The following is a 15,243-nucleotide window of genomic DNA, read 5'->3' on the forward strand; positions in this document are numbered from 1 at the left end:
TATGAACAACAGACGTAAAACCCTGATCGCCCTGACCGTCACCGTGTCGCTGCTTTCGGCCGGGTGCAGCATGGCCCCCACCTACAACCGGCCCGAACTGCCGGTGCCGGAAGCCTGGCCCCGGGGCGAGGCCTATCCGTCCGTCGACCCCGGGAATACGGCCGGGGAAGCCGCCGGGATGCCCTGGAAAGACTTCTTCCTCCACGACTCCCTGCAACAGGTGATCACCCTGGCCCTTGAAAACAACCGGGACCTCAAAGTCGCCACCCTCACCATCGAAAAAATGCGGGCGCTTTACAAGATCCAGGGTTCCGAGCACTGGCCCACCGTGAGCGGCAATGCCGCCGCGTCGTCCCAGCGGATTTCCGAGAGCCTGTCTCCGTCCGGATCATCCAACATCAGCCGGCAGCACAGTCTGAATGTGGGCATCAGCGCCTATGAGCTGGATCTCTTCGGACGCATCAAAAGCCTGAAGTCAAAGGCCCTGGAACAATATCTGGCCACGGAACAGGCACAAATCGGTGCCCGGATCGCCCTGATTTCCGAGGTGGCCGGGGCCTGGCTGACGCTGGCCGGGAACCGGGAACGCCTGAAACTGGCAAGCGACACCTTCGACGCCCAACAGGCATCCTACGACATGATCAAACGGCGATACGATCTGGGGGCCTCGTCGGAACTGGACCTTCACCAGGCAAGGACCCGCGTGGAAGCGGCACGGCTGGACATGGCACGGTACACGGGACAGGTGGCCCGGGACCACAACATGCTGACCCTTCTGGTCGGCGGCCCGGTGCCCGATGCCCTTCTTCCGGAAAGCCTCAGCGCCGTGGACCGGGACGCCCTGCTGCTCAAGGACGTGAGCCCCGCCCTGCCCTCGTCGGTCCTTCTCAGCCGTCCGGACATCCTGGCGGCGGAACGCAGGCTCAAGTCCGTCAATGCCAACATCGGCGCGGCCCGAGCCGCTTTTTTCCCGAGAATCACCCTCACCGGAACCTTCGGCGTGGCCAGCCGTGAGCTGGACAACCTGTTTGACGAAGGCACGGTCTGGAGTTTCATGCCCCAGATCTCCATCCCCCTGTTCACCGGAGGTCGCAACAAGGCCAACCTGGAGGCGGCCAAAGTTGACCGGGACATCGCCGTGGCCGATTACGAAAAAGCCATTCAGGTTGCCTTCCGCGAAGTTGCCGACGCCCTGGCAAGCCGGGGAACGATCGATGATCAGATCAAGGCCCAGGACGCGCTGACGGCCGCCACGGAAGAGAGCTACCGTTTGTCCGACATCCGCTATCAAAAAGGCCTGGACAGTTACCTGAGCGTGCTCGACGCTCAACGGTCTCTGTACAGCGCACAACAGAACCTGATCAACATCCGCCTGCTCAGGCTGGCCAACCGGGTCACCCTGTACAAGGTTATGGGCGGCGGAGCCCTGTAGCGGACCAAAAATAAAAAAAGGCCCGATCCTCCCGGATCGGGCCTTTGTCGTCAATCACTCCCTTGGGGAAAAGCCAGGTATTTATTGACCACCCGCTCGCTGCGCTCACTGAAGTTCACGAAGGGCCACGAAGAAAAGCAAAAATGGCCCCCGTGAAAATCTCGGTGGATTGATCTCAGATCAATCCTGTCGACTTAAACAAGCCATCAAAGCCGGAAAGAAATACACCGCCTGAGCACACGCCACCCTCTTTGTGCCTTTGTGTCTCCGTGAGAAATCACATAGACCGTCCCCTTCGAAGACGCTGGTTTAATCGCTCTCACAGAGGCACAAAGGAGAAAAGCCGGACATACCTTCGCATGTCACACAGTACAGCTCATCGAAATCCGCGGCATAACCTTGGCACATTCGATTGCCCTGCAATCCCTGATTCACCCCCACAAAAATATACTCATTGAGACCGCGATTGTGAATCTGATGGGCACGCACGCTTTGCCCATCCTACAGCTAACGCGCCGTCATATGAGAGGTTGTAGGATGGGCAAAGGCGAAGCCGTGCCCATCACGTTCTCATTTTGTCGCAATTTATAGCCCCTACAAACCGTCACGGATCATGTGAAGGGCCTGGGCCATGGCGTCGCCGTCCGTGCCGCCATCCCTGTACCCCTTCATGGCCGAGGTCATGATGATATCGGTGAACATCGGGTTTTGGCTCAGCTGGTCCAGAAGCACATCGTTGGCCATCAACCGGGGCAGAAGGCCTGCGGCGTCGATCTTGTCCATCAGGGCGGCAAATTCAGGGGTACGAAGATAGACACCGGCAATAATGGCGATGTTTTTCTTCCGGGACTCGGGGGAATGCCCGTTGGCCACCAGCCGGGCGATGGCGTCCCGATCGTCCAGAATCCGTTTGATCAGGGTGTCGTTGATGTTGTATTTTTTGAGGTTCAGGCCCAGGATGGTTTTGGTGATTCCGATATTCACATCGTCCATGGGATCGGCGGCCATGTAGGTATCCTGAAGCACGAAGGTTTTCAGATTGTTCAGCGATTTCGACGGGGCTTTTTTAAGATCCATCTGCACGGCGGCCACCGGGAGCTTACCCCCGGCATTCATGTGAACCGAATAGGACACCTCGGTGAGATTCACATCCACGTAATCCATGGTAAAGGTCTGGACCAGGCGGGGTATGCGCACCAGCCCTTCTTTTTCAGGAACGTTCGCATCCGGAATGTCCGTCGTGACGATATTGACCCTTCCGGTGACCGGGTCAACCGTGGTCCGGCTGGCCAGAACCGTATCCCGGTCATGGGTGGGCCAGGGGAAATTCAGCACGAAATAAAGATCCATGTCGTTTTCGTTGTAGCGTTTCAAAATGACGGCCTCGGACACGTTGGCCATCCATTGGGGATAGGCGGCGATGTCCCTGAACACGGCCCCCACCTGGGCCATGTTCACCGGCAGGGTGGTCACGGCCTTGAAGGCGTCATAATCGGAGCCCTCAACCGACTGGGTATAGGTGGAAATTCCGTCCGTATCGCGAATCAGTTCCCAGGGCTCCGGCGCGGTGGCCGAATAGGCCGGGAGGATGAATACAAAACCGCACAGGGCGGCAGACACCATGAATGCTTTGACCATAGCCTCACCTTTCCTTTGTGTTGACGGTGACTCGGGGCGACATCCCGCGTCGGCACAGACCGAAGAACGTTCCGGGCGCCTCTGACGAAAACGAATGTGCGAAACTGGCGCAGACGGAACAGGGGCTCAGTCTCACGAAAACCGGTTCATCGCGGTCGAACCTCTCCGGAAAAACACCAACGTTAAAAAACATTTTCAGACAACTGGATAGATCGTTCGGAAAGCAATGGTTAAACCATATGCCAGGCCACAGGAGATTGCAAGAATTTTTTATGATCGTAAAATATATTTGGGTGACGGATAAAAATCGTCATGAATACAGGCACCTAAAAAGAAATAAACGAACCCGCCGCAGTCAATGTCATTAACTTAAGACACTGATGGGCACGCTGCGCTTTGCCCATCCTACCTTGTGTCGCCCGCTGGATGGGCAAAGCGCAACGCAGACACGAAGTGAAGCTTTAGCGCTAAATCGAACGTTTTACGAAGCCGTCAGGTCCCGGGCAAGACGAAGCACGGCGATTTCCTTGGCCTTGGCTTCCACGTCCACGGTGAGATCAAGGTTCCTCCAGCAGGACGGAAAATCCCTGATATCGATGAAATCGTCATGCTTTCGGGGCTGGGCCGAGGTCCAGGTTCCCAGCGGGCTCGACAGATGAAACAGGGGCTCCCGTCCCCAGGTTTCAAGGGCCAGATCGGTGGCCTCTTCTTCGGACAGGCCGTCGGGCAGGCAGCGGTGATGATGGACATCGTAGACCAGCGGAATTTTCAGGTCGCGGCAGACCGGCAGAAGATCGGCCGGCGTGTAAACCCGGTCATCGTTTTCCAGGGTCAAACGGGACCGGACCCGGTCATCCAGGGTGTCGACGGTTTTCCGAAGACGGTCAAGGGCGGCGGGTTTGTCACCGTAAGCGCCCCCGCCGTGGAGATTGATCACGTCGGCTCCTGCGAGCTCGGCAAATTCGGCCTGGTAGATCAGTTCATCCAGGGATTTGCGGGTCACTTCGTCATGGGGGGACGACAGAAGCACGAACTGGTCCGGATGAAGGGTCAGACGGATGTCGCGGGTCGCCGCGAACACCCGGCAGGCGTCAAGCCGCGTGCGGATCAGGGACGCACCGGGCAGATCGTCCAGGTCGTAGCCCAGCTCAGGGTGGGTTTTTAGCGGAAAGATCTGACTGTTCACCCGAAAGGCCCCGATGTCGTGGGCATGACAAAAAGACAGAGCGTCCATCAGCGATGCGGCGTTGTGGGCGCACAATTCGGAAAGCCGGGCCAGCTGGTCGGGCCTTTTTTTGGACGACAAAAACGCGGCGGTGGTCCGCCGAAAGGTAATGGGTTCCTTTGAGAAGAGGCAGCACAGACCCAGTCGGATCACGGATCACCTCGACGCGCCGGCGTTCGGAAAGGACACCGTCACGGTGGTTCCCTCGGCCTCGGATGTGGTGAACGAGATGTCCCCTTTCTGGGTTTTGGCCATCAACCGGGCCGAGTAGGTTCCAAGGCCGGTGCCCAGTTTTTTGTTGGAGGTGATGTATTTTTCGAAAAACACCTCCCGGATGCTTTCCGGGATACAGCCGGAATTCTGAATCCGGATGGTTTTCCGGGCGCCGTCGTCGAGACGGATCGTGATGGTCCCGCATTCGTCGGAGGCTTCCATGGCGTTTTTCAGGAGGTTGGCCAGCATGGTGTAGAAAAGAATCCGCTCGCCGCTGAGTATAAACGTATCGCCCGGACCGGGAGAGCCGCCATTCATGTAGATGTGACAGTTCAGGTGCTTGGCGGCCATGAGCCCGTACATGTCCGACAGGATCTGGTGCAAAAGTTCGATGATATCCACGTTGGCGGGGTTGAGCATGTATTCCCCCCGTTCCATCTTGATCACGTTGATGGCGCTGTTCAGGGTCTGGGTCATCGTATGGGTGGCCTGTTTCATCAAATGGAGCGCCCGCTGCTGGGTTTCATTGATGTCCGGGTCCATGGACAGAAGGTCCACGGCCCAGAGAAAGACACTGAGGGGGGTCTTCAGGTCGTGACGGACAATACTTTCGACATCTTCCCGCAGGCGAAGGTTTTCCTTGAGGATCCGGTTCTGTTCCTTGAGTTCCTCGCGGTTTCGTTTCAATTCAAGCTGGGCCTTGACCCTGGCCCGGACAATGGGCACGCAGATGGGTTTGGTGATGTAATCGACCCCGCCCACATCGAATCCCCGGGTTTCATCGTCCATTTCATCCATGATCGTAACGAAGATCACGGGGATTTCCCGGCTTCGCTCATCGTGCTTCAAACGGCGGCAGACCTCGTACCCGTCCATCCCCGGCATGATGATGTCCAGCAGGATCAGGTCCGGGGGATCGTCGGAAAACACGATATCCAAAGCTTCCTGACCCGAAAGGGCCACCTTGACGTCGTGATCCTCGACGAGTGCTTCGGCCAGGACCTGAACATTGGCGGACATGTCGTCCACCACCAGCACACAGGGTTTTCGGGGTGTGTCATTGATCATGTTTGTCCTCGTTGGTTGTTGGTTGATCGTTCAAAAGCGTATCGACGACCGCACGGGCGCCGTTGAAATCAAAGGAGCGGATACACCGTTCCAGATCGTCCAGAGCCGCTTTGGTCCGCGCCGTGCCGGCCAGGTCATAAAGCACGGCCATCTGTTTGGCCGCCCGGTAGTTTTTCGCCTCAATCAGCGCTCTCATGTCCTCAAGCGCCCCGGCAAGGCCGACGGAATCCTTATGATCCGGGCCGGCGGACCGGGCGCCCCCGCGCACCGGCTCATCATGAAAGTCCTGGAACAGGCCTGTCACCCGGTCCAGAAGACGGCCTGCCTCTTCCAGCAAATGTTCCCACCGCTCCGCCCGATTCTCTCTGATCGCCCGGCCCAGCCGGTCCGCCGCCGCGCTGAGATCAACGGCTCCGAGATTTCCGGCAACCCCCTTGAGGCTGTGGCAGAGGGCGCGGGCCCTGTCGGTATCGCCGTCATCCAGTGCCGCTTTGATTCCTGCAGCCGCATCCTTCTGCTGATCGACGAAGGATCGGGCCAGCCGTACAAAGGTTTCATGCCTGCCGCCCACACGGGCCAGGGCCCGGGTGTAGTCGATTCCGGGAAGCGATGAGGGGCAAAGCACCTTTCCATGCTCGCCTGCATGTTTCCGCCGCTTGGCCTCCTGCCTTAGGGAATGGTCGTTTTTCGGGGTGATCCAGCGGACCAGGCTCTCGAACAGTTTTTCCGGATCGAGTGGCTTGGTCAAATGGTCGCTCATCCCGACCTGAAGACTTTTTTCCCGGTCGCCCTGCATGGCATGGGCGGTCAGGGCGATGATGGGTACGGGCCGGGAATCCGTTTCACCCTCCCGCTTCCGAATGGCCAGGGTGGTTTCAAACCCGTCCATCTCCGGCATCTGGATATCCATTAAAATAGCGTCAAACTGCTGGTCTTCCATACGCTTAAGCACCTCACGCCCATGGGAGGCGCACACGACCTCAAGGCCCACCGATTCGAGCAGTTCGGTTGCCACCTGCTGATTGACCTCGTTGTCTTCGGCCAGAAGAATCCGCGACCCGGCAATGCGGTCCAGACCCTTGTCGTGACTCAGGGTATCACGAACCCGCGGGGCCCTGTCTTCGGAGCCCTTGCCAAAGGCGTCCATGATCGAATCCAGCAGGGACGACGGGGAAACGGGCTTGGTGATAAATCCGTCCAGCCCGATGGCTTCCGCCTGGTTCAGGACATCTTCCCGTCCGTAGGCCGTCACCATGATCATCACCGGGACTTTGGAACTTTCCTGACGCCGTTTGATCTGCCGGGCCGTTTCGATGCCGTCCATCATGGGCATCCGCCAGTCCGTCAGAATCAGGTCATAAACCTTTCCTTTGCGGTCACCCGCCTCGAGTATCTCCAGAGCGCGTCGACCCGATTCCGCCGTATCCACCGTCATGTGAAAGGATTCCAGAATCCGCTTGAGGGCCTTTCGGGCTGTAGGACTGTCATCCACCACGAGGGCGCGCATGCCCTTGAAGTCGTCGGCCATCAAGGTGACGTTTGAACGCTTTCCGGCATGGCGTCCGAAATCGGCCTCAAAGGAAAAGGTGCTGCCCTTTCCCGGTTCGCTTGAAACCGTGATATCGCCGCCCATCATGCCCACCAGCCGTTTGCAGATCACAAGGCCCAGCCCGGTGCCGCCGTATTTGCGCGTGGTGGAGGTATCGGCCTGGGAAAAGGCCTTGAACAGCCGGTCAAGATGCTCCGGTTCCATGCCGATACCGGAATCACTGACCGAAAATTTCAGCCGCGCGGCCTGATCGTCCGTGTGAACGAGACCCACGCGCACCAGCACCTCGCCCTGTTCGGTGAATTTCACGGCGTTTCCCACCAGATTGACCAAAATCTGCGCCAGGCGCAAGGGGTCCCCCACCAGTTCAAGGGGCACGTTCTCACGGGTGTCGAAAATCAGTTCCAGGCCCTTTTCATCGGCATTGAAAGCCGTGACGTTCGACACCTTGTCCAGCACATCGTCCAGATAAAACGGCACCGATTCCATGGTCAGCTGACCGGCCTCGATCTTTGAAAAATCCAGAATGTCGTTGATCACGCCCAGAAGTCCCTGGGCCGCAGAGTCGATCTTGGTCAGGTAATCGAACTGCCGGCTGCTGAGTTCGGTCTGCTTGACCAGGTAGGTCAGCCCCACGATGGCGTTCATCGGCGTTCGGATTTCATGGCTCATGTTGGCCAGAAACTGACTTTTCGCCCGATTGGCCGACTCGGCCCGGGCTTTCTGTGCCTCGACCTCCCGGTTGGAGGCATTCAGGTCTTCGACCAGGGCCATCATGGCCGTCTGGGCATCTTCCAGTTCCCGGGTGCGTTCCTGGACCCGCTGTTCCAGCGTCTGGTTCCATTCCCTGATTTCACTGATCCGTTTGCGAAGCTCCAGGGCCATGACCTGAAACGACCTGGCCAGCTTGCCGATGGCGTCGGCGCTTTCATAACGGATCTTAACATCAAGATTGCCCTCGGAGATGGCCTCGGCGTGCCGGGCCAGGTCCAGAATCGGCCGGGCCACCACGCGGGCCAGCAGATGGGAGACAAGCACACTGAACAGAACCGTGGCTAACACAATTCCGGCCATGTTCCGTTTCATGGCGGCAATTTCACGGCGAACCCGTTTCATGTCAAACCCGATTTTCAGGGCGCCGTAAAGCTCTCCGCCCAACCTGATGTACTCCACCGCTTCAAAGGCCGGACCGTCCAGCGAGCGAAGCTGTCCCCCGCCCCCCTGCCCCGGCGAATCCGTAACCATCTGCTCGCCGTCATGCCCGTGGTCGCTGTGAGACAGGATTCGCCGATCGTTGTAGTCGATCACCAGCACATAGCGGATATCCTTCTCCTTGGCCAGGCTGTCCACAAACCCGTCAAGCAGACTCTTGTTGTAGAGCACATAGGGGCTGGACATGGACAGAGCGGTCAGTGAGGCGTTTTTGGTGATCCGGTCCACCTGGGCATCGACCAGGGACCGCTCGAAGGACCGGACCAGAAAAAAGGAAATGGACAGGGCGGCGATCAGGACGGGAATCGTGGACAGCAGGGTGAATTTGAAAGTGAAGCTGCGGTTTCGGAACAGCAGGCCCCGTTTGATCATCGCGATCCTCCCGGGTCGACACGAACGGTCTGGAGCTCGAGCATGCCCGTGGGCGAGGGATTGAAACCTTTGACCCGGGACCTGGTCGCGTAGAATTCTTCGGCCGCATAGCCGAAAATCATGGGAACATCGTGATACACGATACGTTGAACCGCCTCATAAAAGGACGTCCGCTGCGCCGTGTCCGAAGACGATTCCGCCCGGACCAGAAGATTATCCGCCTCAGAGTTTGCATATCCCGAATAGTTTCCCCGGCCGCCCCTCTTGAATTTGGGCCACAGAATATCCATGGGGTCGAAGGTGGCGTTGCCCCAGGACGACACCAGGATATCGGCCGAAAGCCTTCTCATGGCGTCGAGGCCCTCTTTCCGGTTGGCCGTGACAACCCGGGACGGCACACCGCACCGGGACAGATACATGGCGATGACCCCGGCGAAGGGTTGGTGATTCTTTTCGCACCAGATCGACACCCGGTAATTATCGGGAAACCCCGCCTCATGAAGCAGGGCCCGGGCCCGTTCCGGCAGATAGGGATAGGGGTGCAGATCCGCGGCCCGGCAGGAGGTTTGGGGAGGCAGGACCGTGGCCAGGGCCTTTCCCCGGCCCTGAACCAGGGTATCGACAATCATCCGTCGGTCCATGGCGTAATTCATGGCCAGCCTGACCCGACGATCGTCAAAGGGCGGCTTCCGGCAGTTCAATTCCGCAAAACAGCTGCGTGACGCGGGGCGGGCCATCACCTCGATCTCCGGGTTCATGACGAGCATGGTCAACGACTCCACCGGGACCTCGGAGATGATATCCGTTTCGCCCCGTTTGAGCAGGGCCATTCTACGGATCATATCGGACTCGGCCGTGATGGTCAGGCGCGAGACGGGGATGTGATCCGTCCCGGCATCGGCCGGGCCGGCGAGGACATACCCGTCAAACCGTTCGAGAATGAGGGTCTGGTCCGCCCTCTTTTCCACAAATCGAAAGGGACCGGTCCCAACCGGAGCGTCACCAAAGGCCACCGTCCCAACGGCGGTCAGATAGGCCTCGGGAACGATTTCCTGAAGGGACAGCATCAGCGGCAGAACGGGCCAGGGCGTTCGCGTGATGAACCGGACCGTCAAATCATCGATAACCCGAACCTCCGCAAGGGGGGAAAACAGGTCTTTCCGGGGCGAGGTGCGGCCGTCGATGGCCCCGGTGTCGATCACCCTGTGAAAGGTGAACCGGACATCCCGGGCGGTCAGCGCATCGCCGTTGTGAAACCTCACATTCGGTTTCAGGCGAACCTCCCACTCGTTGGCATTGAGGGCCGTGAACGACTCCGCCAGAAGGGGCCTCACGGCCAGCGCGGCATCCCGGGTTGTCAGGCTGTCAAACATCGCCTTGATCACGATCTGGCTTTCACGGCTGCGATGGTCGGTGGGGTCCAGCGATTGCACGGCCCTGGGCAGGCAGACCGACAGATCCGCACCCGTCCCGGCCCGGCACAGAGACGCCGTGATCAGGGCAAAGGCACACACCATTAAGGGCCCGATGGAAAACCGGGTTAAACATCCGGGCATCCGCTTTCCCTCCGCTTGCGACCAGGCCTGACAGGATGTCAGGTCAACGGTCCTAAGGACGATGATTTTATGAACACACGATTGGAGTCTTTACGGAATCTGTTTTGTTTATAAGAATGTAGCAGAACCGTCACCTGATATCAATCGCTCATTCTCCGAAGAGGCATCGTGCGAAGCGGCCGGCTTTCACGGCCGACTCGATTTTTCCCTTGATTTTGATCCGAAAGCACTGTAATGGATTACACAAATTTGCCGATGTAACTCAGCTGGTAGAGTAGCTGATTCGTAATCAGCAAGCCGGCGGTTCGAATCCGCCCATCGGCTCCACGAAAACAAAGGGGTTTCAGGCGTTCCGCCTGAAACCCCTTTTGCTTTGAAGGGCTGAAAACCGGGGCAAATCGGTATAGCGGCGTACCCTAAGTAACCCTCATTCCATAGGGATTCACGACGCCGTAAACTCGAACGTTTTTCTTTGCAGGACTCTGATGACGTTTTACGAGTTCATCATTCGTGCTTGACAATTCACTATAAGCACGTACAATAAACTGTACAGGAGGAACTGAAATGGAAGCTATATCCTATACGGCTGCAAGGCAAAACCTTGCAAAAACAATGGACAAGGTCTGCAATGACCGTTCGCCCATTATCGTGACACGCAAATCATCACATTCTGTTGTTATCATGTCGCTTGAAGACTATGAATCGCTTGAAGAAACGGCATATCTTTTGCGATCACCGAAAAATGCACAACGTCTTTTAGAGTCAATAGCCCAATTGGAAAATGGGAAGGGGCATGAAAAGGAGCTTATCGATTGAAGCTCATTTTTTCGGACCACGCCTGGGACGATTACCTCTTTTGGCAAAAAACCGACAAACACATTTTACGCCGTATCAACAACCTGATCACAGATACAATGCGTAACCCGTTTGAAGGCATGGGTAAACCTGAGCCTTTAAAACATGCTCTTTCCGGGTATTGGTCCCGACGAATAACCGACGAACACCGCTTTATCTACAAAGCCTCTGAAAATGCAATTGAAATTGCACAACTCAGATACCACTATTGAAACGAATTTCCTCTTCATTCAGCACCCTTGAAACCATCGACCCCGCCGCCGGGAAACCGGGGCTGAACGATTCGCGCTCATCGACCGTGCGGCGACTGAAGACATCCGCCGCGTTTGACGATGGTCCGGCCAGACAAAAATCCGGTTCCCCTGACCACAATGTGACGTTGAAAGTGAGAACCGGAAAGCCGAGCCTATATTTTTTCAGGGGCTGGTGAACCCCGGCCATTTGTCAAGAATAAAGTTTTGACACTGGTCTGACTCTATCGAATTTCAAAGATCTCTCTTATTCCGACGATTCGGATTTATCTATGCACGAGCAAAAAATGGTTGCTGAAATCGATCTGCTATTCTAAAGCACTCTTTCCGCCCATAGTTTAAGCTTCGTCAGATCCGACACCCAAAAGTCAATACAACCTTCAATTATTGGATTGTGCCCCCAAGGTAGAGCAATACGGGCATCTGATTTGAAGCCGATAATATGAATGCCTATGGCTTTTGCATACCCTAATTCGACACATACGCCTTCATCTGGCACCCTGCCGTCCAATACTGCGAGCATGAAATCTGAGGTTTGTATGGCAGCTATATCTTCTTGAAACGCCTGTCGAATAGCGGATTCTTTAGCACAATTAAGGCTCGTAATTTCATCCTCAATAAGTATTCCGTCTCGTTGAGGCAAATACACCTGAAAATATGGCTCCAAAACTTCACAAAGCTGCAGATTAAATGCTCTCTCCATAGGACTAAATAATGGGGATGCTATATAAATTTTCATAACGTACAATCCTGCAAGGATTTGCAAATCAATTGGAAATTTAGTTCTCTATATTCTGCAAATAATATTTCTGATAAAATTCGGCCCACCATTTCTCGTATAGTAAGGTTTGTTGTATCAATCACTGTAGTCTCAGAATCTTTCCAAAAATCTTTTAAAATATTCTGTTGCTGCTCAAGAAGTTCCGAAGTGTATGTTTTGTGGCGATTTGCCAATCGCGTTTTCAAAACAGACTCGTTGCAGATTAAGACTATTAGATGCCCTGGTGCAATTTCTTTAATTGGACTATTTTCTGGAACCATGGCCGCTATCAATTCACCGGCTCTCTTGCTGCATGAGCTACTTTCAGCAATGAAATAAAGTGGGTCTAATGGGCTACGGTCAATCACACTGATACCATGAGATGCCTTGCTGATCCGACGGTTTTTCTTTCGAAATTGTTGATTTATCCAAATATCAATACCACTGCGTTGATCTGGACTAAGTTCCTGATGTGGTTTCGGTAGAAGTGGGTGCTTTCGATCCACCCACTCGTCATAGCTATCAATGCTTCTGATCTGTTCTATGGCAGTGGTTTTACCTGAGCCTACAGCACCAGTAATGTAGTAACGAAAGATTGTGTTGACACCCTTAGGTTCATCGTCGCATTGGGAATCGAATGTATCTTGATCCATCATTACATACTTAACGAGGGCTTTGATCTGCTCTGTGGTTAAAAACAAAGTTACAAGATTGTAAATCGAAAAATTAGCGTCGACTATAGCTTTCTGTTCCTCGATCGAAGGTTTCCCTTCATTACACCAATGGATATAATAATGAAAAGACCCGGGGGCGTTTCGCGCTGAAATCCTCAAAAGATGCTTAAGTGTCGTATCGTGTAATGATAACCCAAGAAATAGAAGTGTGGTCTTGGACATGTGATTGAGCAAGCACGAATAATGCCCGCCCCCCACATCAATCAACTGATCAGCATATTCTTGTTCGAGGAAAACTATATTATCGCTAAATCCGTCTGTTTTTCGTAGCGGCAAAAAACCATTTGGGTGATAGATAACACCTCTATTACGACGAAATTGAGTGGACGGAAGCCAAACTACCTCAAAGCCTTTATCATCTACTCCAGGCTCCACCTGTTCATTAAAAAGATATAGCATTCGTTCAATGCTATCATCAAAGTTGTAGTTAACTGTCATCGTTGATTGTTTAATTAACGGAAGCAAATCCCAGAGATATGGGTGGGCTTGGAGTTCCAAATCTTCAACAATGGCATCTCTATAAAGGCATTTATGAACGATATCGAGAAATCCGAACGAGGCGCGACGATAATCAACCACATCATCACCTGACTTGCCATGGGCTTCCAAAGATTGCTTGTATTTTTGAAAAAGGAACTGAGCCTGGGATGTCAGGCTTTGAGAAACTTCTAATAGACGTGTACCTTGTATTTTCTCATTCTCTGCAATCCTTTTAATAAGCTCTACCCACGTCGGAAATTGAAAATCTGTACTTACCCCTGCCCCAAGACATAGGCCTAGCATGTTATCCCGATGAAGACGTTGCCTCAAGTGGAGAATAAGCCTTATATTTTCAGTTAAAAACGACATAAAATTGCCTCATAGAAAATACGCCTGGGTCAGTGGCACTTGGAGCTCAGCGGAAAGCGTCACCTGAACCCAATTGTTAGCCCTTAATATTCACAATATTTTTAATTAATTTAGATATTTCCATTATTTTTTCTTCATATTCTTCTTTAATCTCACTGAATGGAAATTCGAAATCAAGCTTATAAGGATGTTTTGTAACGAACGCTACCGCATGCAAAACTGCTAAAACACTACATACTGAGGCGGTGAAATGCTGGCGTGGACTTGATGACTGTTTCTTCCATGATCCTTTCAATGAATTACAACGTTCGTTTATGGGATGGGTGTTGAAGTGAATTGGTTTTGGGTTATGTCCAAAATCGTTTCTAATTTTTCGCAATAAATTCAGTTCATCTTTTATTGTTTTACTAATTTTACCAAGTAAAAAAACCATTTCTATTTTTGAAGAAAATGTACCAAGGGGTCCATTAAATGAAAAAATCTTTTCATCAACTTCCGGAGTATCTACCAAGCATTTCTTTAATAGTATTTTCAATTCTTCTTCTAAAAAGGATATTGCAAGCAAAGCACATCCACGATCTGATTCTAAATCAAGAGCCGATCTAAACTCCGCAACTACTTCAAATTGATTATCTAAATATTCTTCAAACATTGATTCCCTTAGGGCTACAGTATTGACAAATGATAATCTTCCATCTATTCCTACGTCATAAACAGCTTTCCATGTATTGCGCGATCAATGGGGCAAACGTGGAAAAACGGTCGGATACTCTCCATGTTTGCCAACAAACTGATTTAGCAAACGCTTTTCCATCTATTCGAATATTCGGGCCAAAACATGGACGATCCGCTAATTCCCGGGACACGTTTTCTGAATCACCGGCTGCACCGACGAATGCCGTGAACCAAGAAACGTGTTTCAGACCCTCACCTGTTTTGCTAAAAGCACTGACCGTGTGAACCCACCCCTATTGCTTGCAGGATTAAAAGTGAAATCCCAATGTCATTAACTTAACGATAAATGTCGTTGTATCAGATGATGGGCACGCGTTGCTTTGCCCATCCTACAATTGTGTCGTCCGTAGGATGGGCAAAGCGCAGCGTGCCCATCAGGGGCTTATGTTACCGGCATTGAGTAAAACTCTTAACCCGATCAGTCGAATCCTGTCCATGATTATTTGACGGGTCCTTCATTTTATTTGCCCTGTGAAATCATGAAGATGGCTTCGGTCTATGTTTTTGGGGGTTTTTCGTTTATGAGACAAATTCCGACCGGTTTAGTGGGAATTATGGAGGACGGGTGTTTCAGGGAATTGTTTGCTCGCCGGTACCTTTTTTTCATGGGGTTGTCATTTACATATCAACGGCCATGCCGGTGACGGGGACGACCGGGCATTCCCGGGTGCGGCATGAAGGCAATGGGACCTCTCCCGAGAAAACCTTTTTTTCCGTATCCCAAAACCTCATCTCTGTCACGGCATGGGGCGTTGCCGTTCGACATGCCCCGGCATGTCCGGCGATTCTCTGTG

At 53.6% G+C, this 15,243-nt stretch carries 11 protein-coding genes and 1 tRNA gene; 4 read left to right on the forward strand and 8 right to left on the reverse strand.

What is annotated here, in order from left to right; translation table 11 throughout:
* Position 1: 1 nt before the first annotated feature.
* Positions 2-1,432 (forward strand): efflux transporter outer membrane subunit, encoded by a 1,431-nt coding sequence (locus ACYQ11_RS11635; protein ID WP_459923956.1) that lies wholly within the window; start codon positions 2-4, stop codon positions 1,430-1,432.
* Between the two features lie 594 nt (positions 1,433-2,026).
* Here the strand turns inward: ACYQ11_RS11635 and ACYQ11_RS11640 are convergent.
* The 5 genes from ACYQ11_RS11640 to ACYQ11_RS11660 form a co-directional block, all read right to left on the reverse strand.
* Complete coding sequence (locus tag ACYQ11_RS11640; protein ID WP_459923957.1) at positions 2,027-3,070, reverse strand: START domain-containing protein; 1,044 nt, start codon at positions 3,068-3,070, stop codon at positions 2,027-2,029.
* A 481-nt stretch (positions 3,071-3,551) separates the two neighbouring features.
* Entirely contained in the window at positions 3,552-4,448 is an 897-nt protein-coding gene (uvsE, locus tag ACYQ11_RS11645; protein WP_459923958.1) for a UV DNA damage repair endonuclease UvsE, read from the reverse strand.
* Positions 4,449-4,451: 3 nt separating this feature from the next.
* Positions 4,452-5,576: a hybrid sensor histidine kinase/response regulator gene (locus ACYQ11_RS11650; protein ID WP_459923959.1), complete on the reverse strand. Its 1,125-nt coding sequence runs from the start codon at positions 5,574-5,576 to the stop codon at positions 4,452-4,454.
* Positions 5,566-8,709, reverse strand: coding sequence for a hybrid sensor histidine kinase/response regulator (locus tag ACYQ11_RS11655; protein ID WP_459923960.1), 3,144 nt, complete (start codon positions 8,707-8,709; stop codon positions 5,566-5,568). Before ACYQ11_RS11655 ends, ACYQ11_RS11650 begins: the two co-directional genes overlap by 11 nt.
* Entirely contained in the window at positions 8,706-10,265 is a 1,560-nt protein-coding gene (locus ACYQ11_RS11660) for an ABC transporter substrate-binding protein (protein WP_459923961.1), read from the reverse strand. Before ACYQ11_RS11660 ends, ACYQ11_RS11655 begins: the two co-directional genes overlap by 4 nt.
* A gap of 251 nt (positions 10,266-10,516) precedes the next feature.
* Here ACYQ11_RS11660 and ACYQ11_RS11665 point away from each other — a divergent pair.
* From ACYQ11_RS11665 to ACYQ11_RS11675, 3 genes are all read left to right on the forward strand, one after another.
* A tRNA-Thr gene (locus tag ACYQ11_RS11665) sits at positions 10,517-10,592 on the forward strand.
* A 237-nt stretch (positions 10,593-10,829) separates the two neighbouring features.
* The gene (gene yefM / locus ACYQ11_RS11670; protein WP_459923962.1) at positions 10,830-11,081 is read left to right on the forward strand and encodes a YoeB-YefM toxin-antitoxin system antitoxin YefM; all 252 of its coding nucleotides are present in this window, start codon (positions 10,830-10,832) and stop codon (positions 11,079-11,081) included.
* Entirely contained in the window at positions 11,078-11,332 is a 255-nt protein-coding gene (locus ACYQ11_RS11675) for a Txe/YoeB family addiction module toxin (protein ID WP_459923963.1), read from the forward strand. Before yefM ends, ACYQ11_RS11675 begins: the two co-directional genes overlap by 4 nt.
* A 352-nt stretch (positions 11,333-11,684) precedes the next feature.
* Here the strand turns inward: ACYQ11_RS11675 and ACYQ11_RS11680 are convergent, their stop codons facing one another.
* The 3 genes from ACYQ11_RS11680 to ACYQ11_RS11690 form a co-directional block, all read right to left on the reverse strand.
* Positions 11,685-12,110, reverse strand: coding sequence for a nucleoside 2-deoxyribosyltransferase (locus ACYQ11_RS11680; protein WP_459923964.1), 426 nt, complete (start codon positions 12,108-12,110; stop codon positions 11,685-11,687).
* Positions 12,107-13,714: an SIR2 family protein gene (locus tag ACYQ11_RS11685; protein WP_459923965.1), complete on the reverse strand. Its 1,608-nt coding sequence runs from the start codon at positions 13,712-13,714 to the stop codon at positions 12,107-12,109. Before ACYQ11_RS11685 ends, ACYQ11_RS11680 begins: the two co-directional genes overlap by 4 nt.
* Positions 13,715-13,790: 76 nt before the next feature.
* Positions 13,791-14,366 (reverse strand): MltR family transcriptional regulator, encoded by a 576-nt coding sequence (locus tag ACYQ11_RS11690; RefSeq protein WP_459923966.1) that lies wholly within the window; start codon positions 14,364-14,366, stop codon positions 13,791-13,793.
* Between the last annotated feature and the right edge of the window lie 877 nt (positions 14,367-15,243).

The sequence above is a fragment of the Desulfatiferula olefinivorans genome (assembly GCF_054657895.1).